Origin of the sequence: Reinekea sp., from assembly GCF_046710285.1 — a bacterium.
In the GTDB taxonomy this organism is placed as follows: Bacteria; Pseudomonadota; Gammaproteobacteria; order Pseudomonadales; family Natronospirillaceae; genus Reinekea.
The window spans coordinates 167,929-193,222 of the sequence record NZ_JBKEGY010000002.1; the positions used below are offsets into that span (position 1 = coordinate 167,929).

Consider the following 25,294-nt stretch of genomic DNA (forward strand, 5'->3'; position numbering starts at 1 on the left):
CAGTATAGTGTGACTATTTAGAAAATTACTCGTCCATTGATTCATGATAAACTTGGTTCCTACCCAGATCCTTAGCATGATATAAATTTTTATCTGCGGCAACCACAACCCTGCCATCGTCACTAGTTAAGACAGTCGCAACTCCGATACTGATGGTGACAGGTACGTCACTTACCTTCGCTTCAGTCGTATGCATTTCGCAAATTAGCATACGAATTGTCTCTGCAACTTTAAGTGCACCTGCGAGGTCCGTTTCGGGTAAGACAACTGAAAACTCTTCGCCGCCATATCGTGCTACAAAATCTAAAGGTCTCTTGAGAGCACTTTGTATTACAGTGGAAACACTTTTAAGTACTTTATCTCCCTCTGCATGACCGTGTTGATCATTAAATAGTTTAAAGTGATCAATATCGACCATTAAAAGGCAAGCATCTACTTTTGATCGGGTTACCTCTTTCTTTAATTTGGTAATATGTAGGTCTAAGTAGCGGCGATTAAATACGTTAGTCAAGCTGTCAACGTAGACCAATTTATGGAGCATATCTTTTTGAGCCTTAAGTGTTAAATGAGCTTTAACACGATTTCTAAGAGTCATAGGGTTCACTGGTTTCATAATGAAATCTACGCCGCCACGAGCCCAGCAGGCATCTTCTTCATGTTGTTCATTAAATGAGGTAACAAAGATGACGGGTATTTCACGCGTAAGAGCATCTTGTTTAAGTATGTCGCAAAGCTCTAGGCCGCTCATTTCGGGCATGAGTACATCAAGAAGTATTAAGTCAGGAAGGTTATCTTTGCAGACCTCCAGAGCCGATGGGCCACTGGTAGCCGCAAGTATGGTGTACTCGCTCGACAGAATATTATAGACCGCCTGTATGTTAATCGGTTGGTCATCAACGACTAAAATTTTTGAATCGGATAATTTAATTTCTGAAAAATCTTCGATTACACTAACTTCCATTATTGCGACCTTCAATGAGATGATCCACTTCTTGGATTAACTCTTCTGCGTATTTGAATTTGAGCTCATTTATAGCACCAATCATTTTATCGGTAATTTCAGGAGACAAGGCTTTTAATGGCTCTATGATGGACTGAAAGGTCTCTATTGCATGCATATTAAAGCTAGCGACCTCTTGTTTTAATAGCTTGAACTGCATTAAAAACTCATCGCTATCTATATCTAAACTGGTGTCTCTATCAGTTACAACCGTCGTGGTTAGCATATTTTTTAGTGAAACAGCATTGTCGTACGCTGTGTTGAAGTCGTTAATAACTTCTAGTTGAGCATCAGAGCGTTGGCTACCTGAAACCCATTCGGCTAATTCTTTTTCCTGATTCTGGGCTAGCTCAGCGAGACGATTAAAGCCCAGTGAGCTAGCAATGCCTTTTAATGTATGAAAAATAAGTACCAGATCTTCACGTGATAAATCAAAGCTACTAAGCTGGGCTATATAACCGTCTAAATCGTTTATAAATAATGTCAACGCTCGATCATATACTTCAGGTAATTGATTAAACCGTTCAAGTGCTTTTTCAATGTCTATTTCATGATTATTACAGAATTCGATAATCAGGTCATCTAAGGTCGATTCGACATATTCTATTTCGCTTATTAGTAGTTGCTCTTTATTATCTAGCTTACCAGATATTTCCGTGATTATTTCGTTTTTAATTTTACTTAAATTGAAAGGCTTCTCAATATGACCTGTCATACCGACTGCTTTGGATTTTTCTCTATCAGAGTGCTTGAGGTTTGTTGTCATTGGGACAATAGGTATTTGGCTAAACTTTGGGTTTTGTCTAATTCTAGCGGCTGTCTCAAAGCCATCCATGCCCGGCATATGTATATCCATTAATACAATATTAAAAGCAACCAATTCATTTTCTAACATTCGTATTGCTTCTTTGCCACTGGACGCTAGCCCCACACTTGCGCCTTGCGAACTAAGTAGGGCTTTACAGATAAGCTGATTAGTTGGGTTGTCATCTACGATCAAAACACGAATGCCGACCAATGGGCTTTTACCTAAAATCGCGGAAGTCTCGATAAAGAGAGGGCTGGTTTTGGTTTGAACCGCATCTATATAGGCATCAAGAATTTGCGTTCTTGTGATCGGCTTGGTAAGGCATCCGTTAAAAATATCAGGAGCCTTTTCAAATTGATCAGAAAATAGAGACTGGCTGCGAGCAGTTGCCATGATAAGAATGGGTAAGTCATCATCAGCGACAGTGCTTTTAATAGTCTTTCCAAGCTCCCAGCCATCTTTACCAGGCATTACCCAATCTATTAAGGCAAGATCATAACGTTCGCCCTGTTCAATCGCGGCGGAAATAAGCGGCAGAGCTTCTTCTGAGTTGTTTGTAGCCGTGACAGTCCAGCCAATTTGAGAAAGGGTGGATGAAAGGATATTTACACTGGTTGAATTATCATCAACAATCAATACCTTAATGGGTGAGTCTAATTGGGTAACTCTATTCAGTTTTTGTGGATTAGAGGCCGTTTCAGTGCGCAGGGTAAATGTAAATTCAGAGCCTCGGCCCAATGTGCTTTTAGCCTCTATATGGCCATCAAGTAGCTCTACATAACGCTTGGCAATAGTCAGGCCGACTCCCAAACCTCGGTATCTTCTAGCCTCTGAACTATCTACTTGCATAAATACATCAAAAACATGAGTGAGGTCAGCAGCAGGGATACCAATTCCGGTGTCTCTAACCACCACCTGTAACTCAATTTGTGAAGATAAGTCAGACTTTAAAACCGAAATCTCAAATACCACCTCACCAATTTCAGTATATTTAACTGCATTGCCACCTAAGTGGAGTAATATGCGTTTGAGCTTTTCTTTATCACTTTTTAAAACATACGGGACGTTAATATCAACATCGAAGTGTATTTCAATTTGTTTTTGACCCACTTGGCTGACCAAATAGCTAGAGACTTCGTTGAGTAGTTCATCCAATTCAAACCCTGCAGTACTAAGTGATAAAACGCCATGATCGAGAAAGGCTAAATCTAAAACCTCATCTATCGCACGAGTTAAAGATATGACAGATTGCTTTAAGCCGTTCAGGTATTCTTGTTGCACGCTATCTACATTCAATTGATCAATTAGATCCACATACCCGTTTATAGCGGTTAACGGAGACCTAAATTCGTGATAAACATTGCCTGTGAAATTTTTGATCTGTTGCGGGCTAATTTTAGAAAGTGATTGAATCATTGAACCTTGAATGCCATTGCTACTGATCGAGCTGGTCTGTTGATTATGGCTCATGGCTTTTTGAGAGATTTCTTCTAAATCGTCTAATTTAAAAATGTAGCCAGTAATTATGCCATTGTCAGCAACAGAGGAAATATCAACACGACCTTTAATCAAGCTACTATCTTTACGCTTGAAAAAACAGTCGAGCCTTTTAGTGACAGTTGAGTGAAGTGGAATATTCAGCTCTTCGATAAGTTTCGGAAACTCTAAGCTGAGTATATCTAGGTCAGCATTTACTTCCAATTTAATTACATCTAAGATATTGAGCGGTTCAACCAATTCATCGTGTTGGTAATTTAGTATAGCGCTAGTTTTCCGACTAGCGACCAGTATGGTGCCTGAATTATCGCACCCTATGAATGCTATATCGCTATTAAACTTAATGATACTTTCAAATATAGTTTGCTTCTCAATACACTGCTCATATAAGTAACTATCTTGCTCAAATAACTTATTTTTACTGATAAGCTCCTCTTGCAACATGGTTATTTCAGTTACATCATGAAAATTAATAGTTGCACCTGAGAATAGGTTTTTTGCAATGATCGGTGAAATATTAAGGTTTAACTGATGATTACTTTCTAATTCAGTCGAATGAGTTTTAAATGGGATGTTATTCTTGGTTTCACCATTGGAAACACTTTTAAATATATTAATAATATCACTTGTATTGATGCCCGGCGCAAGCCAGTCTAGCAGAGGTTTGTTTTTTGCCTGATTGCTTTTTAGATCAAAAATTTCATTAGCAGCGTTATTCCAATGCGTAATCATGAAATTGCTATCGACACCTATTATGCCGTCACTTGAGTTATCAACAACCGATGCGAATGCTATGCGTTGTCGTAATTTTGAAACTCTTTGGTAGAGAAAGCCTTCTAAAATATAAATGAGAATTATTAATAAAATTGAGAGGAAGATAACTCTAAAAGCTTGAATGTTTGCATTTGGCAAGTCGAGAGCACTGATAAAGCCCTGAGTAGGGTTAAGACTGATACTCCAATCACGGCCAAAAACAACAATTCGGTTCGTTGCTTTATACTCATTACGATAGGTTATAGACTCTGTTGGTGTAGAGTAAAAATCAATTTGAGGAGTAGCGGTAACATCTGAAATACTGATCTTATAGTTTTGACTGTTTGGTAAAATAGTATCGAGAATTTCATTGATCAAAAGCGGGGCGTAAGCCCAACCTAGTAGTTCGGGTGAACGCTGAATGTGACTAGTTTGGAAAATAGGGTGCAACAGTAAAAAACCATGTTGTTCCGCGCCAGAGGCTTGCACTAACGTTATGGGCGCTGTCAGCTGGGTTGATTTAGACGTTGCACTGGTTAAAGCCGCCTGCCGACGAAGGGCTTCGGAGCCAATATCTAAGCCAATAGCCTGTTCATTCTGGGCCTGTGGCTCAATGTACTGAATAATAAAGAGAGGGTCTTGTGGATTGTCTAATTGCGTTAAACTAAACGGTTTATCTCGCTCTGCATTAGCGGCTTGTAGAAAATTGGTTAAATTGGATTGCGGTACTTTTTTAATCAGCCCAAACCCTCTAGCACCTGGAAATTCAACAGCATATTCGCGACTTTGAAAATAGCGTAATTGCTCGTTGTAATTGAATGCTTCAAAACCGATTGTTTCTGCAGCCGCACGTATTCCCCTAACTCCGTATTCGTAGCGGCCGACGGCAGTGAGAATATCGTTGTTAATTTGGCTAAGCTCTGCCTTTACAGTCTCTTTGATGGTATCTGAGTTATCATGGTCGACCGATGTTCTAACGTGATAGGCACTGATTAAACCGATTAATAGTATTCCAAGTGGAAGCCACAGCCTAAAAATTAACCTATTATTCATAACATGTTTTCCTAGCCTTCATTAGGCATCTCTATAAAAATCTTTCAATTTGGCTGCATGGGTATAACTCTAGATGACCACTTTGAGTATTTCCACCTAGTCTGACCATCTCTATGACCTTGCGCTTTTAATAAACTGTACTAATCTTCATGTTAGTATGTCTTTTTGAATAATATAATCGAAACTGAACAAAATGTTGTTTTAAAGCCAGTAAATGGTGCTTAAGAGGTTAAAAGAGTGCTTTTAACAGAGCGAGATGACTATCAGAGTACGATTCTGGTTGTCGATGATAACTTACAAAATGTATTGGTTATAAAGACTATCTTACAAGAATGCGGTGATGTTCATTTCTCTGAGTCTGCGAGCGATGCGTTAACGCTCATCCCTAATTTAATGCCCGATATAATACTCCTCGATATAGAAATGCCGGAAATGAGCGGCTGGGAAATGATTAATATACTCAAGCAGGACCCACTGTTGTCCGGAATCCCTGTGATATTTATAACTAGCCATACAGGGCCGCACGTAGAGGTTTTCTCTCTAAAGCTGGGTGGAGTTGATTTTATCACCAAGCCTTTCGATGCAGAAATCTGCCGCCTACGCGTAGGCAATTTACTAAGAATACAGCGCCAAAACAGACTGATTGAATGTGGTCAAAAGGAAATTAAGCACCTTGTAAAACAGGTTCCAGTATTGATTACATATTGGGATAAAAACTGGAAACTATTGTTTTCGAACGATGAAAACAATAGTTGGTTTGCTATGCAGGATGTTGTTAAAGATGAGAGATCAATAGAGAATGTGTTGCCTAAGGAGCTTGCGGAAACAATCAGATCTAAAAATCAGAACGAAGATGATCTGAATTTTTCAGTTCAAGTATCTATAGATTCTGTAATCTACCACTATCAAGTTTATCAATCTTATTTTACTAATCCAACCAAACAACAGAGCTGCCTAATTACACTCGTAGACATTACTGAGTCAAAAAATGCTAAGCAAGCTTTAGTCACCGAAAAAGAACATTTAAGAGTAACGCTAAATTCAATAGGTGATTCAGTCATAGCGACAGACCGTGATGGGCGGGTAACTTTTATGAACCCCATCGCAGAGCGCATGACAGGTTGGCGGTATTCGAAAGCAGAAGGGAAGAGTATCGATGAAGTTATGAATCTAAGAGATAAAGATACTAAAAATATGGTTACCAACCCCATCCATTTTGCGATTAAGGAAAACCGTAGCGTGGCGATGGGGACTAATTGTGAACTGGTCTCAGAGGATGGCAGTGTTCATGCCGTAGAAGATTCAGCAGCCCCTATAAATGATGTAAGCGGCAACGTAATTGGCGCGATAATTGTATTTCATGACATCAGCCAAATGATGGCGATGGCTCTAAAAATGAGCCACCTCGCCAATCATGATCAACTTACCGACTTGCCTAATCGAATTTTGTTACAAGATAGAATTATTGTCGCCTGTAAAAAAGCCAACTCTCTAAAACAAAAAGTTTATGTAACGTTGCTCGATATAGACAATTTTAAATACATAAATGACTCTTTCGGCCACCAAGTTGGTGATGACCTGATATGCCAAGTAGCGGAGCGACTTAAGTTGGTAATCCCTGATTCGTCTACCTTGGCAAGATTAGGTGGAGATGAATTTGTCATACTGTCTAGTGATTACCATATGGCTAGCCCACCGTCGCAGCTAGCGAATAAGGTGCTTGAGGCTATGAAGGAGCCTTACTTGCTTGATGGGCAGAGCCATTCGGTCAGCGTTAGTATGGGAATTAGTGTTTATCCAGATGATGCGAAAGATGCGGAGCAGATAATGCACCATGCCGATGTTGCAATGTATCGAGCAAAGCAAGAGGGCAGGAATAGATACAGCTACTATTCATTTGACCTTGAAGACGCTGTAAGAAGGCGTTTTAAGCAAGAAGTAGATCTTAGAAGTGCCATTGTAGATGAGCGAGTTTTAGTTTATTTCCAACCTAAGTTTGAATTAGACAGCAAAAAAATAGTAGGAGCAGAGGCTCTAGTAAGGTTGAAAGCAACTAATGATGAGATATTGTTTCCTGATAGTTTTATAGAGCTAGCAGAAGAAACTGGACTCATTGTAGATTTGGGTTTGCAAGTTCTGAGACAAGCGTGCTTGTATGCAAGACAGATTTTAGAATTAGGTTTTGAGGTGCCTGTTTCTGTTAACGTTGCTGCAGCGCAATTTGAATCGGAAAGCTTGGAAGACCATATTGCATTAGCGCTAGCGGAAAATAACATACCTCCTCACTTACTTGAGTTAGAAATTACTGAAACTGCTATTATGACCGATGCTACTCAAACACAAGCTAAACTTACAAAGCTCAAAAAACTGGGTATTAATATATCAATAGATGATTTTGGGACTGGATATTCCAGCTTATCCTATTTAAGAAAATTCGATGTTGATGTTTTAAAAATCGATATGTCATTTGTACAGGAAATACTTTTAAACAAGCAAGACTTAGAAATAGTAAAAACAATAATTTTGCTTGGCAATTCCCTAAACCTAAAGTTGGTTGCTGAGGGTGTTGAAACACAAGGGCAATGCGATGCCTTATTGGATATTGGTTGCAAGGTAGGCCAGGGCTATCTCTTCAGTAAACCAATCGCCTTCGATGAGTTTTTAGAGCTTATTCAGAATCAGAAGATACATTAAATGAAAATTAGTCTAATTAACTCGCTGGGTTTAAGCAAAAAAAGCATTCCTGTTGGAAGCGCCCTAATATTATTTGTGGTTTGCCTGGGTATTTATTATGGCTTGAGCGAATATACAAAGCACAATATTTTAGAGCGCCATCAACTAAAACTTCTCTCTGTAAACCAAGTGAATCATAGTGCGCTTCAAGGCCAGGTAGCCAAATCTAAAAGAATGGTGGAGTTTCTAGGAGCCATTCCTTCAATTACAGGCATTACTAGGGCGATGCTTAATAGTGATTTAGATCCAGCATCTGGTCTTACCACGGATCAGTGGAAGTCCCAGCTTGAAACGACACTGGTTGCCTTTTTGGGAGGAAACCCAGATGTTCGGCAAATTCGATTTATTGGCAAACAAAATAATGGCCGAGAATTGGTTAGAGTAGAGAGCAGGTCAAGTTTAGTGACGGCTATTCCCGATGAGTTACTGCAAGAAAAAGGTGATACTGACTATTTTAAAGCGATTGAAAAGCTCAATCCAAATGAAACTTATTTATCTACCATTAGTTTGAATCGAGAATATGGAGTTGTTGAAAAGCCTATTTGGCCGACTTATCGAGTAGCGAAGGCTGTATATGACGACAATTATAATTTTTTCGGTTTCGTTATAATCAACTTTAATGCAACGTCACTCATTTCGACACTTAAAGAAAACTATCAACGAGAGAACCTGTCAATATATCTTCTAAATGATGATGGCTTTTTTATTACTGCACCGAAAGCATCCCTAGAATTTGGTTTTGACTTAGATAACCTCTCTGCCAATTGGAGCAATTTAACATCGGGAGCGACACTCCCTTCAACTGAAGAAACTTCGAAAGTAGTTATTGATGGAGTACCTAGTTATATAGCGGCTAATAGGCTGTTTTTGTCGAATATAGCTGGCGGTTCTAATGTATTAGTTTCATCGTTTTCAGATGAAGACCTAATTGCATTGTGGGATGAACAAAGACGTATTGTAATCTATTTTGTGATCGCAATTTACATCGCAGTTTTTCTTCTCATTAGTGGTTATCAAAGATACCTGAATAGAAATTCTAAATTGTATGAAGATCAGTCTCGCTATGAGGCAATTGTATCGGGATCATCAGACTCAATTATAAATATTGATATCAACGGCCGAATTCTAAGCTGGAATGATTCTGCTGCCTATATGTTTGGACTGAATGATAAAAAGGGCAAGGGTCAGCGAATTTCTGATCTCATTCCAACTTCGGCAAGTGGAAGCCAATTAACAGCACCAGTATTTAAAACCATCGTTTCCGAAAATAGTACTAAGGCACTCGAAGTAAATTCAAAGAATTCATTAGGTAAAAGTCAGATTCTAAGTATTAGTTTGTCACCGGTTGCGCCAAAAGGTTCGGCTGTAAAACCGAGTGTAGCTGCACTTATTAGAGACATTACTGAATCAAAAGAAAACCAAGAGAAAATTATATCTATAAATGAATCGTTGGAACAGCAAGTTGTTGAGAGAACTGAGCAGCTAGAGCTTGCAACAGTAGAGGCTGTTTCAGCTAACAAAACAAAAAGTGCGTTCTTAGCGAATATAAGCCATGAAATAAGAACTCCCCTGAACGGCATTGGAGGAATGTTAGAGCTATTGGCAAGAGAAGCCTTAACAGACAATCAACATAGTTATGTTCAAATGGCAAAAAGCAGTATCGCGACCTTATCTGTACTGATCAACGATTTGCTTGATTTAACAAAAATTGAATCAGGCAAGCTCGATATTGAAATGGCAGAGCTTAACCTTATAGAGATAACCAGTAGTATTGCCGAAACAATGTCACTGAAAGCACATGAAAAGGGTTTAACATTACTGTTTGATAGTACTGAATTAGAGCACGAAGTTATAGTGTCTGACCCCTATAGAATTAAACAAATTTTAACCAACTTGGTCGGGAATGCGATAAAGTTTACAGAGCATGGTCATGTACTTATTAAGGTATCCTCTAAGAAACCCGATCAATTAACCAGTCAATCGAATATTAATATTTCAGTCATTGACACCGGAGTTGGCATATCTACTGATCAGCAAAAAAAATTGTTCCAACCATTTACTCAAGCTCAGACTTCAACAGCCCGTAATTATGGTGGAACTGGCTTAGGCCTATCAATCTCCAAGCAATTAGCGATGTTACTGGGCGGGGAAATCGGTTTAGACAGCACAATCAATGAAGGCAGTCACTTTACCTTTTCCTTCTCAGCGCATGCACTTGAGGTTAAATCTTTTTACACGGGGTTCCCAGATAATATCAAGATTCACTGTCATGTTGTCATGACAGACAATTTAGAAAGGAGCACTTTACAAAAACAACTTGAACTGTGGGGCATACAGGTTTCACTTCATAATGATGTAAATAGCTGCTTAAACATTCACGCGGGGGAGCCGCTTGATTTAGTCATTGTAGATGGTGGTTTACTTGGTGGGTTGTTCGAACTTCTCTATAGCAAACTAGAAAGCGAAGGCGATAGTAAATTGATAGTGGTCGGTGAATGTAGTCTATGTGAGCAATATTCCGCTAGGGGTAATGTGCCCTGTAGTAAAATATCTAAACCAATACTGCCCTATCAACTTTACTCTACCTATAAAAAACTACGGCACCCTCATGTAGACCCGAAAAAGCTAACTACAGGAGCCGATGACAAGGATATTCAAAGTTTAGAAGGTGCCAATTACAACGTATTAGTTGTTGATGACAATGAAATTAATCGCGTTGTCGCACAGGGGCTACTTGGTAAGTTTCCAATTAAGGCATTTGCCGCCAACGATGGTGCACAAGCATTGGAATTTCTGAATGACCCGAACAATCCCAAGATCGATTTAATTTTGATGGATTGCCAGATGCCGGTTTTAAACGGCTTTGACGCAACCCGTGAAATTAGAAACGGTCATGCAGGTCAAGCCAGTATAAATATCCCGATTGTCGCGCTAACTGCCGGCGCAATGGCAGGCGAGCGAGATGCTTGCTTAGAATCTGGTATGAATGATTTTATTGCCAAACCCGTAGACCCAGACATATTCGAAAATAAGGTATTTTATTGGTTAAACGAAAAAGCAAAGTCTTAACCGCTACTGTCCGATAGTCTAAATGCGGAACATTGCTTGGGTAGAAAAACATTCTATAGAGCGTGCAGGTGATTGTTCTCTAAGATTTTCAAACCAGGCGAATGGCTTTGACTTTGTTTTACAATTGCTTTGGCAACTTGTGACGCTTGAATGGGTTTGTACTTTTTCAGCGGTCCAACCATCAACGGGCTTAAGATAAATGACACCCATTCACCCATTCGCTCACCTAATCTAAACTCATCTCGTTGACCAAGCAACAAAGAAGGTCGGGCAATAATTAGAGTATCGAAACCTAAAGATTGCAAAGACGATTCCATTTTATGTTTGGTTGTTAAATAAAAGTTATTACCAGGTTTATCAGCCCCTAAACTAGAAACAACGGCAAAGGTTTTATAACCCTGTTGTTTTGCTTTAGTGGCAAGGGCAATCACCATGCCGTAATCGACAGCTTCAAAAGCCTGTTTAGAGCCAGCCGTTTTGATCGTTGTTCCCAATGTACAAATAACCGTATCAGAGTCATCAGTCGCCGACTCTAACGTCAGCTCATCGTAATCAATAATAGCAACGTTCTGATGCTTAAAAGGTAATGTAATATCACGACGAGTCAAAGCCGTCACTTTATCGCACTGGTCTTCATTTAAATAATTCAAAAGCGACTGGCCAATTAATCCAGTCGCACCGGCAATGATGATGTGCATTATTTTTTTCCTTGAAAAAAATAGAACGGCGCCCTTTGGGCTCCGCGAGTTTTGAGCTGCAAGCTGCAAGTAATGTCAAAAACTAAGAACCAAGCAACCCCATGAACAGCGCGCTATCTTTTGAACTTGCTTGAAACTTGCAGCTACAAACTTGCAGCTTAAAAGAATCAAAACAAACTAGACTGCCCACCCTTCATTAACGCTTCTATGTCTGCTGGGTCTTTAATAACATCTTTGGTGAGTACATCGCAGCCGTCTTTGGTGACGACTATGTCGTCTTCAATGCGGACTCCAATGCCACGCCATTTTGCATCGACGTCCATGTTATTGGGTGAGATGTAAATACCAGGTTCAATGGTCAATACCATGCCGGGCTCTAATACTCGCCATTCTCCACCGACTCGGTAATCGCCAACGTCGTGTACATCCATACCTAGCCAGTGACCGGTTTTGTGCATGAAATATTCTTTAAAAGCTTCAGCTTCAATTAGCTGATCAACGTTGCCTTTTAGTAACCCAAGCTCGACTAAGCCTTCGGTTAATATTTGCACCACTACATCATGCGGTTCTATCCAGCTGTTGCCAGGTTTGACTGCAGCGATGGATGCAAGTTGCGATTTAAGCACTAAATCGTATATAGCGCGTTGCTCTGGGCTGAACGTTCCGTTTACAGGGAAGGTGCGCGTTATATCTGAGGCGTAAAATTGCAGTTCACAACCGGCGTCGATAAGTACTAAGTCGCCGTCGTTTAGTTTCTGATTATTTTCAATGTAATGCAGAATGCAGCCGTTTTTACCGCCACCCACAATGGCGGTATAAGCAGGGCGTAAGCTACCGGCCATCATGCATTCATGTTCAATTTCGGCTTGCAGTTGGTATTCCATCATGCCCGGTTTGCAAACTTGCATGGCACGGGTGTGAGCGCGTGCTGAAATACGAGCGGCATCTGCCATTATGGCAATTTCTTGTTTACTCTTGAACAAGCGTTGATCGTGAAGCAAATGTGCAATGTCAGAAAAGTCATCGGGAGGTACCGCGCCTTGACGCACTTTGCCGCGAATTTGGTTGAGCCAAGCCATCAACTGATGATCGAAGCCGGAGTCTACACCCATGTGCGCATAGACACGGGTTTTACCTTCCATTAAACCAGGAATGATGTCGTCGATGTCGTCGATAGGAAAGGCGTCGTCTGCTTTGAATTCGTTAACCGCGCCATCTGGGCCGGCGCGGTAACCATCCCAAATCTCACGTTCTTTGTTTTTATCACGAACAAATAATACATATTCGCCTTGTTCACGGCCGGGCATTAATACACACAGTGCATCGGGTTCTTCGAAGCCAGTTAGATATTGAAAATCACTGTTTTGACGAAACAAATGATGTACGTCGTTGTTGCGAATTTGTTCTTTAGCCGATGGAATTATGGCTATGCTGCCAGGTTCCATTTGTTCCATCAATTTCGCGCGTCGTGCCGAAAATTCGCTATGGCTGATAGTTTTCATGTAGGTGACCTTTAGTGAACAACGGTTTCTGGGTTTTCAGCTGCTGGCGGCTCGTTATATTCTAAGTAAACGGTTATTGCGCTTACCTTTACGTGCTCAGCAATGGCCAAATAATCTTCTTCGGCGTTCTCAAGTTCTTCGCCGCTTTGTGCATCAACTTGCGCGATTTCTGCTAAATCTTCAAGTATTTCTTGAATAGTTGCAGGCATATCACTGGTTTCTTGCACGGTGCCTGCAGCGCCAAAAGCTCCTAGGAAACTTCCTGTCCATTCGCTCAGTGCAAAGAGTCGATCAAGCATGGGCGTATCTTCATCGGGTAATAACAAGCTAAAACTTAACCCAGGGTCTTCGAACTCGGTCAGTGCTTTAAAATAGAGACCTTGTAAAATGGTCACGTGAGTTTCTTCAACTTCTTGGGTAGGCGCCATTTGATCGAGCGCCCAGTCTAGCCAATCGTCTTGTGCCATGCGCTTCCCGGCTGCTAAAACACCACAAATAGAACCGTGTAAATAGTTGGGTGCTAAGCTAGAGCCTAGCTTTACAAAAAGAGCGGCCAAATCATCATAAGACAGCGCAATACCCGTTTGGGTTAAGTTGGTCATACATTCTCCAATTAATGGGTTAACACGATTAATTGAAAGCCGTTTATGTATTGGGCTAGGCTTTAAAAAATCATCATGTGCAAGTTAATGCTGTGGATAATACTGTATTCAAGGCGGTTGCTAAACTTTCGCGGCTATATTGTTGTATTTTCCCTGTAAAAAGCTCGTTTTTGATGATTTCCTCACACAATCACTACGTTTGGGCAATGCATCACCATTAACAGGCTGCTAAACTTAAAGCGAAGGATGATTTTTCAGCCCCAGTGCTGTAAAAAGAAAGGGTTTTTGGTGTTATTAAAAATAACACCCTAATGTCGTACATTGAGATACCTTACATTATGGCTAATCAAGATTTGCTTGCGCTCGAATACAAGATAGACGAGTTGATCAAGGCGTATAAGAAAATAGAACAGGAAAATCGCTTGCTCGGTGCTGAACGAGAAGCATGGAAGACGGAGCGTGCCAAGTTAATTAAACAAAATGAGCTTGCACGTAGCCGTGTAGAAGCCATGATCGAGCGGCTAAAAACGATGGAGGCGCCGGATGTCTGAACAAAATACTTTGAATGTATCGATTTTAGATCGAGATTACCGCGTTGCGTGCCCTTCAGGTCAAGAAAAAGAGTTAACTGAAGCCGCCCGCAAGCTTGATGCAAAAATGCAAGAAATTCGCGGCACGGGTAAGGTCTTTGGTATTGAGCGTATTGCTGTTATGGCTGCGCTAAACATCACCCATGAACTATTGCAAGCCAGCCCCAATGTTGAGAATAACAGCATAGCGATTGAGCGTTTAAGCGCTAAAATTGAAGCACTTTTACCTGAAGCTGATGATTCTCGTTTTGACCTAGACTTTGAGCAACCAGACGAACGCTAAAACTTACTCATATCTATCGGTTGCTCTTCAGTTAGTAGGTTAGGGAGCAATTCACCGCTTAGAAGCGCCTCCCGAACCAACGCATAGCCACTGTACCAAGGGCTTTCATAAAGCTCTGAGCGCAATAAGGTGACTTGTTTTACGCCTTCTATCTGCAAGCTCTTCGAGGTTAATTGTAGTTGGAGTGTCGGTTCTATTATCGACCAAGCCTGCGTTATTTCCCCTGCAATAATAATCACCTCTGGGCGTAATAGGTTAACCGCGTTCGAAAGCGCGCTTCCTAGGTGTTGCGCAGCCTCGTTTAACACCGAAATCGCACACTCATCGGCAGCATCAGCGAGTTCTAAAATGGTTTGGATGGTCACTTTATTTTTGTTAGGTAGTTCAGCTTGCTTACAGTAATTTGCCACAATGGCATCATTGGATACCAAGGTTTCTAAACAGCCATAGTTACCGCATTCGCACAACTTACCTTGAGGGTCTATTTGTATATGACCTATTTCGCCCACGCCTAAGTTACTCACCAGTCTATTGTTTACAATTAACCCAGCGCTGACTTCGTTATGTACTTCAACAAACAAGCTATTTTCTGCATGGAAAGAGGCTCCTACCTGTTTCTCTGCCAAGGCCATCGCAGAACTGAAGTTATTAAGGTGGCATGGCAAATTTAGCTCTTTTTCAAGAATATCAGCCAGCTTTAACTGATTAATGTGAATCTTTGGCATTGCAAAGACCGTTTTTTGTTCTGGACTCACAATACCTGTCATCGTAATGCCTAAGCCAATAATGTGTTTGATCATGCTTTTTTGGCTATCGAGAAAGCGCTGTAATGTTTTGGTTATTTGCGCGACGAAAGCCTTTTCGGTGCTGGCTTTTAACGGCACAGAGATACGGTGTAATAAGTTTCCTGATAAATCGCATAAGCCGATATAGATAAAATCGCGATCAGCACGAGCAGCGAGCACCTGAATATCATCCGATTTTGGCGCTAACAAAATTGCTTTGCGTCCGCGTTCAGAGGCAATGTGATCGACTTCGTGTACTAAGCCTTGCTCAATTAAGAGTCGAGTTAATTTGGTCACACTGCCTGCCGCCATTTTTGAAACATCGGCGAGCTGGGTACGTGAAATAAGCCCGTACTCTACGATTATTTTGAACAGACGTGCGAGATTATGCTGCTTAACGCGATCGAGATTCGCCACTGGGGTTATGCTCATAAATCCTTTTTGTCGACCAAGTCGAAATGTTTGTTTTTGCCCATAATTGGTTGCGCTTCCTAAGACCAATTAGATGAAAGTACCAATATATTAATTCATGCTGTGAAAAAAGTCGTTCAAAAGTCAATTTATTCTATATTTACAGTTGAAATACATAACTAGGAGGTCTAATCTCACCATTAATTCATAGCGTGAATTAATGGGTTCAAACAAAAACATAAAAAAATGAGGCAAGCTTATGAACATCTTGGGTTATCTCCAACAACTGGGTAAAGCACTTATGCTACCCATCGCCGTCTTACCGGTGGCAGCATTACTGTTGCGACTTGGGCAGGGCGATTTATTAGATATTGCATTCATGGCCGCAGCCGGCGATGCTATTTTTAGTAATCTACCATTGCTATTCGCCATGGGTATTGCAGTCGGTATCTCCAAAGATAGCGCAGGGTCGGCAGCTTTAGCTGGCGCCGTTGGTTATTTCGTATTAACGGCAGCGGCAGGGACAATTAACCCTGACATCAACATGTCGTTCTTTGGCGGGATCATCGCTGGTATCGTAGCGGGTCACAGTTACAACCGTTTCTCAGCGACGCAGCTTCCAACTTACCTTGGCTTCTTCAGCGGTAAGCGCTTAGTGCCGATCATGACTGGCCTCATTATTTTAATTATTGCTTGGGCTGCAGGTTATATTTGGCCATTTATCCAAAACGGTATTGATGCATTTGGCCATGGCATTGCTGAATCTGGTTCTTTAGGGCATTTCTTATACGGCACATTGAACCGCGCGTTAATTCCGCTTGGTTTACACCACGTATTAAACTCTTACTTCTGGTTCGGACTAGGTGATTTCACTAACGCCGCAGGCGCGTTAGTTAATGGCGATCTACACCGTTTCTTCGCTGGCGATCCAACTGCCGGTGTATTCATGACGGGCTTCTTCCCAGTGATGATGTTTGGTCTTCCTGGGGGCGCTTTAGCAATGTACTTAACCGCTAAGCCAGAAAACCGTAAGCAAATTGGTGGTGTTTTGTTCTCTGTTGCTTTGACCTCGTTCCTAACAGGTATCACAGAGCCGCTTGAGTTTATGTTTATGTTCATGGCGCCGATGCTGTATATCGTTCATGCCGTGTTAACAGGTATCTCACTTGTTGTGACTAACCTATTTGGTGTCTTGGCAGGCTTTGGCTTCTCAGCTGGCTTGTTCGATATGGTGCTAAACTGGGGCTTAGCGACTAAGCCAGTGACCTTGGTGATTATTGGTCTAGTGTACTTTGCAGCTTACTTCGGTATTTTCTATACGCTGATCCGTATGTTCAACTTAACGACTCCAGGCCGTGAAGAAACAATAGCCGTTGCCGGTAGTGGCAGTGCAAGTGTTGCATCTGCAGAAGTTGCTAAACCAACGAAGAGCTCAGGTAAGACTGAACAAGCTCAAAACTATGCGAAATTGCTCGGTGGTTTTGACAACATGACTAAGATTGACGCTTGTATTACGCGTTTACGCTTAACGTTGAAAGACACCAGTGTTGTAGATGAAGCCGGACTTAAAGCTTTAGGTGCAGCAGCGGTCGTTCGAATTGGCAGTAATAACATTCAGGTTGTGATTGGCCCAGAGGCAGAAATTATTGCCGATGAAATGAAATTGCTAAACCCTGAGACATAAATTCGTAACCGAAACTAGGTAAAAATATGAACGCTCAAAACCTTATTCTGTCAGCACCATTAGATGGAACTTTGTTATCAATCGAAAGCTCAGCAGACCCTGTGTTTGCTCAGCGTCTGGTAGGCGACGGTGTTGTCATAGAGCCTAGCGGTGTAGTACTGCTAGCGCCTTGTGATGGCACAATTAGTCAACTGCACGATGCCGGACATGCGGTCGCGATCAAAGTAACAGATGATGTTGAGCTATTGATGCACATTGGCATTGATACCGTGACACTCAAAGGAATAGGTTTTGAGCCTCAAGTAAAAATAGGGCAGACCGTTAGCCAAGGTCAGCCCTTAATTGAGTTCAGTAAAAGCTATATAGAAGAGCAAGGTTTAAGTGCCCAGACGGTGGTACTAATCACCAGCGGACAAACCGTGCCAAATTTAACGTATCCGCGTCTTATTGCGGCCAACAAAGATGAATTATTTGCTTTGCCTTTAAGTCAGGCGAAGCTCAGTGCCGATACCGTTGCAAGCACAGATGAATCAAGCGTATCGGGCGAAGTTATTATTAAGAATCCACAAGGTTTACATGCTCGGCCTGCGGCTCAATTAACTGCAGTGGCGAAACGTTTTAATAGCGTTGTCATCCTGACAATTCCGGGGACAGAACGCACCAGTCTCGCAACCAGCGTTACCGGCATTATGGGTTTGCAAACCAAACTCAATACCACCCTTTTAGTCACGGCTACCGGTGCCGATGCCTCCGCAGCATTGTCTGAATTAATCGCAGCGATTGAAGCTGGTTTAGGTGAAGACGTTAACCAAACGACTCAAGCAGATGACAATGAATTTCCAGAAGAGCCACCTTTATTATCCTTAGATGATGCAACTGGAAACAGCCTTAAGGGTGTGAAAGCAGCGCCTGGTATTGCGGTGGGTACATTAGAGTATCGCCACAAAGAGTTGCCAAGTTTCCCTGAGCAAGGTATCAATATTAACGATGAAACGGCGCAGCTAAATTACGCGGTTTCACAAACCAAGAAATCGTTGCAGCAATTGGTCGAAAAGTTAGCGCAAGATAAACTAGCCACACAAGCCGAAGTGTTTTCAGCGCATTTAGAGTTATTAGAAGATCCCGCCATTATTAATACGGCGCACGCAAATATTCAGCAGGGATTGAGTGCGGCAGCCGCATGGCATCGTGCCTACTCTGCAGAAGTAAAAACATTAGCCGCAGTTGAAAGTCCTTTACTCAGAGCTCGAGCGAGCGATATTGAAGATGTCGGTTACCGCGTTATGTGTAACCTTTTGGGTATAGATGATCAAACCCAATCGGTGGCAAAAAATACCGTGCTGGTCATGAAAGACATCACACCCTCTGAAGTGGTTAGTTTAGATAGAGAAAATGTTGTCGGAATCATCACGACGGGTGGCGGTTCAACATCACACGCGGCCATTTTGGCTGGCTCATTAAATATCCCATATTTAGTAAACGTATCAGAGTCTATTACCAAACAAGCGGCGGGCACGCGCGTTATTTTAAATGCAAACAAGGGTACTGTTGTACTAAACCCAAGCGATGAAGACGTGGTTGCGTTTAACAATTTACAACAAGCCCTACGAGACCAACTGGCACAAGCAAAACTAGATGCCAATAAACCTGCTATCACGACTGATGGCACTGTCATTGAAGTGGCCGCCAACGTAGGTAGTGTAGACGACGCAATTGCAGCAGAACAGGCCGGCGCCGATGGTATAGGTTTGGTGCGCTCCGAATTTTTGTACCTTGATCGAGTCAGCGAGCCAAGTTTAGAAGAACAAACAAAAGTCTATCAAGGCATTCTCAGTGGCATAGGTGCACAGCGCAGCTGTATTATTCGTACGTTAGATGTGGGTGGTGATAAACCATTAGCCTATTTGCCTATGGCCGCGGAAGAGAATCCATTTCTTGGTGAGCGTGGTATTCGAGTGGGTTTAAATCGCCCACACATATTGCGTAAACAAGTCCGCGCCATTATGAACGCAGCCAGTGCGGGTAAACCGCGAATAATGTTTCCGATGATTGCCAGTTTAGAAGAATTTAGAGCGGCGAAACAGTTGGTCTTAGAAGAGCAAAAACTTGCAGACGTAACGGCTATTGAAATTGGCATCATGATCGAAGTACCTTCAGCGGCATTACTGGCAGATCAGTTTGCCAAAGAAGTCGATTTCTTTTCAATAGGCACCAACGATTTAACCCAATACACCTTAGCCATGGATCGCGGCCACCCTAAATTAGCGGCCCAAGTAGATGCCCTACACCCAGCCGTTTTAAGATTAATAGCAACAACAGCAAAAGCCAGTGTTGCACAAGGTAAGTGGACCGGTATTTGCGGCAGTATCGCCAGCGATGTATCAGCCGTGCCTATTCTCATTGGTTTAGGCGTTACTGAATTATCGGCCAGCATTCCGATGTTGGCTCTGGTAAAAGAAAAGGTACGCTCGCTAGATTTAGCTGACTGTCGACGCTTAGCTCAAGCTGCTCTATCTAAAGGAACCGCGGCAGAAGTGCGTGCGTTGCTGGATTAGTTGTTCATGGGACTAAGAAATACTTATTTTTAAGCTATGTCGTTGTTAAGTTGTACCTTTGGGCACTGTTGCCCCATAAATATCCCAGGCTTTAGGCGGGGTTCAGCGGCCCACTGCTTGAAATTTCGGTCGCCATAAACCCGTCCATGGGGGCTTGTTTGAAACATCCATGTTTCAAACACCCGAATTCCAAGCAATGGGCCGCTTCTAAACTATGGGACGGCGGTGCCCGGTTAAGGCCTTTTTATATCTAGAGGTTGCTTTTGCGGTAGTGTAAAAAAGGTCGCTCTACTTTCTTATGTGCAATCGCCATATTTGCGACTCAGTACTAAAAAAATGCATCACCACTGGCTAAAATTGATGCTATATTGCTCAATCATAATGAAAATGCTTCTCATTGGGGATGTTGATGAATATTAAGGGACTGACGAGTATCATCGCTGCCTTGATACTGACCGCTTGTTTGCCAGAGACCGAAATAAGTTCTAAGAACGCCGAATCTATTTTGGCTGCCACGGCGGTATCCAATCAAATTAATGAAACTATAAAAGTCGGTGTGGGTTCACAAGCCTCTTTGGCCAAAAGCCTGTCACGCATGTCTGTGCGTACGCTCGGTAATTTCAACGTGGTCGATGACTGCCAAACCAGTGGTAAATATCAGTTCACTGGCCAATACGATGACATTCAAGACGGTGTGACTGGCGATTACTTCTTAGCTTTGAGTCAATGCGAAACACCCAAAGGCCTTGTTGAAGGGGTCATTGGCGGCTCTTTTATCGCACTGATCAGTACTGGCGCACTTGATATTGAATACAGTGCCAAGGGCGATGTTGATTTTAAAGCGGGCAAACAAACCATCAAGGTTGCCGATTACAGCGCAGACGCCCGATACAGCAGCAAAGCAGGTCTGGACGATACCATTTACTACAAACATGGCGGCAAATATAACTACGACACCCACCAGTACAAAGGGACCATTACTGCGCAAACCGTAACCGAAATCGAATGGCGGTTAATTAATGGTCAGTTGAGTGCAGTGCAGGGCGTGGTAAATTACACAGATAGCGCCGGAAACGTCTTGCGAGTCGCCTACAATGCTAACGGTGTCTCGACCTATCTCAACACCGTTTTGCTTAAAACCTACAGCCATGCGGATTGGTTGAATAAGTTTTAACCGCTGTACGGTAGGCCTAGGCTGGCTTACCGTGAATTGTGTTGTTTTTCTTTGTTAAAACAGTCATGTCAAGGCTGTGATTTTTTAAATATTCGTTATAATCAACTTAACCCTGGGTTACTCGCCAGCTGTGTTAAGTCCTCTGCCGATAAATCTTATCCAGGGGTCGGCCTGTAATTGATGTGTGCATGTCTGCTCCGGCAGAAAGCCTAATTCAGTTCGGAAGGCCCCGACTTGAACTCTACGGTTCAAGGTCTCACATGGCAGCGGTAATTTGGGGCTCTATTTACCTTCTTAAAAGCAGGCTTAGTCAGCACTATGTCGAATTCATCCTCTACGTCTGACTCAACAGTTGCGCAATCAAAAACAACTCTCCGAAGCCAGCTAAGACGCAAACGACGATCTTTATCTGCCGAACAGCAGCGTCTTGCAGCGACTTCTTTAGTCAATGCATTAAAACCACATCTATCAGCCTCTAAAACCCCGCGTATCGCCATGTATTGGGCGATGGATGGTGAAATATCACTGCAACCGTTGATGGAATATTGCTTCGAGCAGCGAATAGAGGTGTTTTTGCCTGTATTGCACCCTTTTAAGCCTAGATTGTGGTTTGCCCGTTATCTGCCAGGCGAACCGTTATTGAACAACCATTATGGTATTCCAGAGCCACAAACTTCGCATAGAGTTCAGCCTTGGCAGCTAAGTACCGTTTTATTGCCGCTAGTTGGGTTCGATGTAAATGGCGGTCGTATTGGCATGGGTGGTGGCTTTTATGATCGAACATTCGCTCAAGCGCTTTCTTGGCCGCATCAGCCAAAATTAATTGGCGTAGCGCATGAATGTCAAAAGTTAGAAATTGTTCCGTTGGAACCTTGGGATATTTCGCTCAAAGGTATAGTCACAGATCAACGCTATTACCGGGTTCGTTAGTCTTTAAGCTAGTTCGCAACCTGAAACTGTGGCTTTTTACGGGCTGGCCCAAGGGGTTATTTTAATAAGTCGTTCAAGCACTTCCATGTGACACTCCACAGCGGGATCCCTCTCGCTGAGGCTTATTAAAATAACCCCTTGGGCCAGTCCTCGTTCCGTGGCTGGTTTAAGAATTAGAGTTCTAGTTGAATACGAATAAAGTGAGAGGGGGAGGTTTAACACCGCGAACTCCTTTTCGCGAGTATGTTAATTATTGGTTGTTACTGATGATAATGCCAGACGCTTGAATTTGAGCCTGACTTAATGGTTTACGCTGATCGCTATTGGACACGCTCGACATCGTGACCCCTAAACCTAACATCAATACGAGCAACACAATAATATCGGGTTTGCTTCGTTTTTGAATCATAGCTTTTCTTATTATTAACTTACGTTAGTGACTACTCAATGTTCAGATAGCGAGCAAGTGCTTACTTCTGACTTCTTTTTATTATTCTGCCCCTATTTATAACCTAGTTCTGTGCGTAAGTTCAAATTTTGTTTTTCTTTTGTGACAAATAACGGTAAAAGACTACATATACCCTATTTTTTAAGGAATTTAGACGCATGAATAGACAATGTTGGTTATTAAAAACAGAACCAAACGAATTCTCCATTGACGATTTAAAAGCCAAAGGTAATAAAGGGGAACCTTGGGATGGTATTCGTAATTACCAAGCAAGAAATTTTTTACGCGAGATGGCATTAGGCGATACCGTGCTTATTTATCATTCCGCATGTGCAATACCCGCGATTGTTGGCGAGGGTAAAATTATTAAAACCGCCTATGACGATTACAATGCGCTTGACGTTAATTCCAAATACTTTGATGTGAAAAGCAGTTCAGAAAATAACCGTTGGAGCTTGGTTGATGTCAGCTTTGTCGAAAAATGGAGCAAGCCGGTAACGCTTGCGCTGATAAAGACCATTGCTGAATTGACTGAGATGAAGCTAGTTAAGCAATCACGGCTCTCGGTATCTCCAGTGTCAATTGAAGAATATGAAATCATAGCATCGCTTCGCTAACTCTGTGAGTTGGCTCTAAAAATTAAAATAAACGCCTATGCCATTGCCCCGCCAATCAATGAATGCTTAACTGAACTTTAGCGTATTAGGGTTTACTTGATGGAAAAAATCAAAGCCACTAACTTTTCTGCTCATAGTGTTGCGGAATTGATAGATAAAACAAATTGGGCAAATGATTTCCAATGGAGCGATATATTGCTCATCGGGCGGTATTTCACTGCCTACGAAGCCGAACGTGGCCAGATTATTTTTTATGAAGGGGCAAAAGCCGATTACATGGGTTTAATTGTGTCGGGCGCTATTCGGATCAGCAAGACTGGAGCTGACAACCAGGTTAGATCATTGGCGTTGCTAAAAAAGTCGCAAACCTTTGGTGAGCTATCGTTGATCGACGGGGCTCCCCGCTCTGGCTTAGCCGAGGCAACCATGAAAACGCAATTTGTCATCACCACTAAGCGACAATTATTACAAATGGCAGAAGATGAACCAGCCTTAGCTTTTAGAGTTTTGTGGAAAATGGCTGAAACCATCAGCCATCGCCTGCGACATACCAGCTTTAAGCTTCTCGATATTCCGGGCCCAGAAAATTAACGTCGAATAAGGTGTTCTTAAGTGTCGAGGGTGTAAACACCAATCGAGACTTAATACAGTCTAAGGTCTCGTCTTGACGGTGAGATACCAGCAATAAAGTACTGTCATTGCCTGTTATTAAGGTGTTCACCACTTGCATAACATAGTGACGGTTAAAGTCGTCTAAACCCTGCGTAGGCTCATCGAGAATGAGTAACTTTGGCTGCTTTATGAGCGCGCGTGCGATCAATACCAAGCGTTGTTCACCCATAGAAAGCTTCTTAAAAGGCCGGTTGGCTTTTTCGGCTAAACCAATGATCTCTAACCACTGCATCGCCAAATGGTGCTCCGAATCGCCGGTGGCTTGGTACACGCCAATGGAGTCGGTTAAGCCCGATATAATCGCGGTGACCGCATTGCCCGACACACGATAGTCACGATGCAATGCACCAGACACATAGCCAATGTTTTTCTTGACCTGCCAAATGCTTTCACCTTGTCCACGTTGGTAACCCAATACCTCTAAGTTGTTGCGGTAACACTGCGGATGGTCGCCAGTGATTAGGCCAAGCAATGTTGACTTGCCGCATCCGTTTGGGCCATGAATTTGGCTATGCTGGGTGGGCATTAACATCCAGTTTAGGCCTTGAAACTGGAAAGTTTCATCGTATTGCACAAAACCACGGGTGAGCTGTACCAGTGGCTTGTCTGCAGGCCAGGGCGTTGTGTCGCCCAGTGTCGGTGGCAAGCTAATAGGCGTTTTATTCAAGGCGGCTAAGTGAAGCCATTGAGATTCAGACGATTCGGCAGATAAAGGGCCTTGATAAAGTAACTTGCCTTTATCAAGTAAGGCCATGTGCTCAAAGCCTTGCACAACATCATCAAACTGGTTCACCAGCAAAATTAGCCAATGCCCTGCGTTAATTAGGTTGGTAATTAATGCATGCAGTTCCTTACGGCTAGCCAGGTCGAGGCCTTCAAAAGGTTCATCGAGAATGAGGAGATCAGGTTCATCGAGCAATGCACGGGCGAGCATCACTCGGCGACCTTCGCCACTGGACAACACGCGGTAACCGCGATCGAGTAATGGCTCCAGGTGTAAACTGGCCGATAATTGCTCATGACGGTCTGACCATGCATGAACCTCACTAAGCAATTCGCGCACGGGTGTGCCGTTATCTATTTGATCAATAAAGTCAGTGTCGTCGCGGTACAGTTCGCGCTCATAGAGTTCTTGTTGGCTTTCTAGCGACAAAAACTGCACCTTGTTAGGCGTATGGGTCAAGGAGCCGCTGCTTAATTTTTGTTCGTTTGCCAGTACTCGACCTAAGGTGGTTTTACCGCTGCCGTTGGTTCCCATGACTAACCAGCTTTGGTTAGTTTCAATCGCCCAATGATCAATGGACAGCAGTGACTGTGAACCTATTTTGACAGTCAAGTCAGACAACAACATAGTGCTACTCATTATTAAACAAAGAATAAGCCTATATACTGACGAATTAAATCTGTTTCGACAATCACTTGGAGAGAAT

General features: G+C 42.4%; 18 protein-coding genes and 1 other RNA gene. 11 read left to right on the forward strand and 8 right to left on the reverse strand.

From position 1 onward, the window contains the following. Window positions 1-25: 25 nt before the first annotated feature. On the reverse strand, window positions 26-961 hold the full coding sequence (locus tag ACI882_RS02385) for a diguanylate cyclase (protein ID WP_411746404.1): 936 nt from the start codon (window positions 959-961) through the stop codon (window positions 26-28). Beyond that, window positions 951-5,111 (reverse strand): response regulator, encoded by a 4,161-nt coding sequence (locus tag ACI882_RS02390; protein ID WP_411746405.1) that lies wholly within the window; start codon window positions 5,109-5,111, stop codon window positions 951-953. The genes ACI882_RS02385 and ACI882_RS02390 overlap by 11 nt, the downstream gene beginning before the upstream one ends. A 237-nt stretch (window positions 5,112-5,348) precedes the next feature. Here ACI882_RS02390 and ACI882_RS02395 point away from each other — a divergent pair, with 237 nt between their 5' ends. Further along, window positions 5,349-7,805, forward strand: a complete 2,457-nt coding sequence (locus tag ACI882_RS02395; protein WP_411746406.1) for an EAL domain-containing protein — start codon at window positions 5,349-5,351, stop codon at window positions 7,803-7,805. Continuing rightward, window positions 7,806-10,913: an ATP-binding protein gene (locus tag ACI882_RS02400; protein ID WP_411746407.1), complete on the forward strand. Its 3,108-nt coding sequence runs from the start codon at window positions 7,806-7,808 to the stop codon at window positions 10,911-10,913. A 53-nt stretch (window positions 10,914-10,966) separates the two neighbouring features. Here ACI882_RS02400 and ACI882_RS02405 read toward each other — a convergent pair whose 3' ends face one another. From ACI882_RS02405 to ACI882_RS02415, 3 genes are all read right to left on the reverse strand, one after another. Next, window positions 10,967-11,611, reverse strand: a complete 645-nt coding sequence (locus ACI882_RS02405) for an NAD(P)H-binding protein (protein WP_411746408.1) — start codon at window positions 11,609-11,611, stop codon at window positions 10,967-10,969. Window positions 11,612-11,778: 167 nt separating this feature from the next. Then, on the reverse strand, window positions 11,779-13,113 hold the full coding sequence (gene pepP, locus ACI882_RS02410; protein ID WP_411743863.1) for a Xaa-Pro aminopeptidase: 1,335 nt from the start codon (window positions 13,111-13,113) through the stop codon (window positions 11,779-11,781). 11 nt (window positions 13,114-13,124) lie between these two features. After that, window positions 13,125-13,715 (reverse strand): UPF0149 family protein, encoded by a 591-nt coding sequence (locus ACI882_RS02415; RefSeq protein ID WP_411743862.1) that lies wholly within the window; start codon window positions 13,713-13,715, stop codon window positions 13,125-13,127. A gap of 311 nt (window positions 13,716-14,026) precedes the next feature. Here ACI882_RS02415 and ACI882_RS02420 point away from each other — a divergent pair, with 311 nt between their 5' ends. After that, window positions 14,027-14,266: a TIGR02449 family protein gene (locus ACI882_RS02420; RefSeq protein ID WP_411743861.1), complete on the forward strand. Its 240-nt coding sequence runs from the start codon at window positions 14,027-14,029 to the stop codon at window positions 14,264-14,266. Then, complete coding sequence (locus ACI882_RS02425) at window positions 14,259-14,588, forward strand: cell division protein ZapA (RefSeq protein WP_411743860.1); 330 nt, start codon at window positions 14,259-14,261, stop codon at window positions 14,586-14,588. The genes ACI882_RS02420 and ACI882_RS02425 overlap by 8 nt, the downstream gene beginning before the upstream one ends. Here the strand turns inward: ACI882_RS02425 and ACI882_RS02430 are convergent. After that, the gene (locus tag ACI882_RS02430; RefSeq protein WP_411743859.1) at window positions 14,585-15,805 is read right to left on the reverse strand and encodes an ROK family protein; all 1,221 of its coding nucleotides are present in this window, start codon (window positions 15,803-15,805) and stop codon (window positions 14,585-14,587) included. The two genes, ACI882_RS02425 and ACI882_RS02430, sit on opposite strands and share 4 nt — an antisense overlap. Window positions 15,806-16,043: 238 nt before the next feature. On the opposite strand from ACI882_RS02430, the gene nagE reads away from it, so the two are divergent. The 5 genes from nagE to ACI882_RS02455 all read left to right on the forward strand — a co-directional run bounded on the left by nagE (window position 16,044) and on the right by ACI882_RS02455 (window position 22,127). After that, window positions 16,044-17,468 carry an N-acetylglucosamine-specific PTS transporter subunit IIBC gene (nagE, locus tag ACI882_RS02435; protein WP_411743858.1) on the forward strand — a complete coding sequence of 475 codons (1,425 nt, stop codon included), beginning with the start codon at window positions 16,044-16,046 and terminating at the stop codon, window positions 17,466-17,468. Window positions 17,469-17,494: 26 nt separating this feature from the next. Then, complete coding sequence (gene ptsP, locus ACI882_RS02440; RefSeq protein WP_411743857.1) at window positions 17,495-20,023, forward strand: phosphoenolpyruvate--protein phosphotransferase; 2,529 nt, start codon at window positions 17,495-17,497, stop codon at window positions 20,021-20,023. Between the two features lie 409 nt (window positions 20,024-20,432). After that, window positions 20,433-21,197: a hypothetical protein gene (locus ACI882_RS02445; protein ID WP_411743856.1), complete on the forward strand. Its 765-nt coding sequence runs from the start codon at window positions 20,433-20,435 to the stop codon at window positions 21,195-21,197. A 106-nt stretch (window positions 21,198-21,303) separates the two neighbouring features. Continuing rightward, window positions 21,304-21,482: non-coding RNA, 6S RNA (gene ssrS / locus ACI882_RS02450), on the forward strand. A gap of 33 nt (window positions 21,483-21,515) precedes the next feature. Further along, window positions 21,516-22,127, forward strand: a complete 612-nt coding sequence (locus ACI882_RS02455; RefSeq protein ID WP_411743855.1) for a 5-formyltetrahydrofolate cyclo-ligase — start codon at window positions 21,516-21,518, stop codon at window positions 22,125-22,127. Between the two features lie 250 nt (window positions 22,128-22,377). On the opposite strand, the gene ACI882_RS02460 is transcribed toward ACI882_RS02455, so the two are convergent. Then, on the reverse strand, window positions 22,378-22,536 hold the full coding sequence (locus ACI882_RS02460) for a hypothetical protein (RefSeq protein WP_411743854.1): 159 nt from the start codon (window positions 22,534-22,536) through the stop codon (window positions 22,378-22,380). 197 nt (window positions 22,537-22,733) lie between these two features. Between ACI882_RS02460 and ACI882_RS02465 the strand changes: the two genes are divergently transcribed. Then, window positions 22,734-23,192 carry an EVE domain-containing protein gene (locus ACI882_RS02465; RefSeq protein WP_411743853.1) on the forward strand — a complete coding sequence of 153 codons (459 nt, stop codon included), beginning with the start codon at window positions 22,734-22,736 and terminating at the stop codon, window positions 23,190-23,192. Window positions 23,193-23,291: 99 nt separating this feature from the next. After that, window positions 23,292-23,783, forward strand: a complete 492-nt coding sequence (locus tag ACI882_RS02470) for a Crp/Fnr family transcriptional regulator (RefSeq protein ID WP_411743852.1) — start codon at window positions 23,292-23,294, stop codon at window positions 23,781-23,783. On the opposite strand, the gene modF is transcribed toward ACI882_RS02470, so the two are convergent. Beyond that, window positions 23,749-25,215 carry a molybdate ABC transporter ATP-binding protein ModF gene (gene modF, locus ACI882_RS02475; RefSeq protein ID WP_411743851.1) on the reverse strand — a complete coding sequence of 489 codons (1,467 nt, stop codon included), beginning with the start codon at window positions 25,213-25,215 and terminating at the stop codon, window positions 23,749-23,751. The genes ACI882_RS02470 and modF overlap by 35 nt on opposite strands. Window positions 25,216-25,294 lie beyond the last annotated feature (79 nt).

What these genes read in the sequence shown, in the direction of transcription:
- ACI882_RS02385 (WP_411746404.1), bottom strand. Translation starts at nt 961, where the DNA reads ATGGAAGTTAGTGTAATCGAAGATTTTTCAGAAATTAAATTATCCGAT.
- ACI882_RS02390 (WP_411746405.1), bottom strand. Translation starts at nt 5,111, where the DNA reads ATGAATAATAGGTTAATTTTTAGGCTGTGGCTTCCACTTGGAATACTA.
- ACI882_RS02400 (WP_411746407.1), top strand. Translation starts at nt 7,806, where the DNA reads ATGAAAATTAGTCTAATTAACTCGCTGGGTTTAAGCAAAAAAAGCATT.
- ACI882_RS02405 (WP_411746408.1), bottom strand. Translation starts at nt 11,611, where the DNA reads ATGCACATCATCATTGCCGGTGCGACTGGATTAATTGGCCAGTCGCTT.
- pepP (WP_411743863.1), bottom strand. Translation starts at nt 13,113, where the DNA reads ATGAAAACTATCAGCCATAGCGAATTTTCGGCACGACGCGCGAAATTG.
- ACI882_RS02415 (WP_411743862.1), bottom strand. Translation starts at nt 13,715, where the DNA reads ATGACCAACTTAACCCAAACGGGTATTGCGCTGTCTTATGATGATTTG.
- ACI882_RS02420 (WP_411743861.1), top strand. Translation starts at nt 14,027, where the DNA reads ATGTCGTACATTGAGATACCTTACATTATGGCTAATCAAGATTTGCTT.
- ACI882_RS02425 (WP_411743860.1), top strand. Translation starts at nt 14,259, where the DNA reads ATGTCTGAACAAAATACTTTGAATGTATCGATTTTAGATCGAGATTAC.
- ACI882_RS02430 (WP_411743859.1), bottom strand. Translation starts at nt 15,805, where the DNA reads ATGAGCATAACCCCAGTGGCGAATCTCGATCGCGTTAAGCAGCATAAT.
- nagE (WP_411743858.1), top strand. Translation starts at nt 16,044, where the DNA reads ATGAACATCTTGGGTTATCTCCAACAACTGGGTAAAGCACTTATGCTA.
- ptsP (WP_411743857.1), top strand. Translation starts at nt 17,495, where the DNA reads ATGAACGCTCAAAACCTTATTCTGTCAGCACCATTAGATGGAACTTTG.
- ACI882_RS02445 (WP_411743856.1), top strand. Translation starts at nt 20,433, where the DNA reads ATGAATATTAAGGGACTGACGAGTATCATCGCTGCCTTGATACTGACC.
- ACI882_RS02455 (WP_411743855.1), top strand. Translation starts at nt 21,516, where the DNA reads ATGTCGAATTCATCCTCTACGTCTGACTCAACAGTTGCGCAATCAAAA.
- ACI882_RS02460 (WP_411743854.1), bottom strand. Translation starts at nt 22,536, where the DNA reads ATGATTCAAAAACGAAGCAAACCCGATATTATTGTGTTGCTCGTATTG.
- ACI882_RS02465 (WP_411743853.1), top strand. Translation starts at nt 22,734, where the DNA reads ATGAATAGACAATGTTGGTTATTAAAAACAGAACCAAACGAATTCTCC.
- ACI882_RS02470 (WP_411743852.1), top strand. Translation starts at nt 23,292, where the DNA reads ATGGAAAAAATCAAAGCCACTAACTTTTCTGCTCATAGTGTTGCGGAA.
- modF (WP_411743851.1), bottom strand. Translation starts at nt 25,215, where the DNA reads ATGTTGTTGTCTGACTTGACTGTCAAAATAGGTTCACAGTCACTGCTG.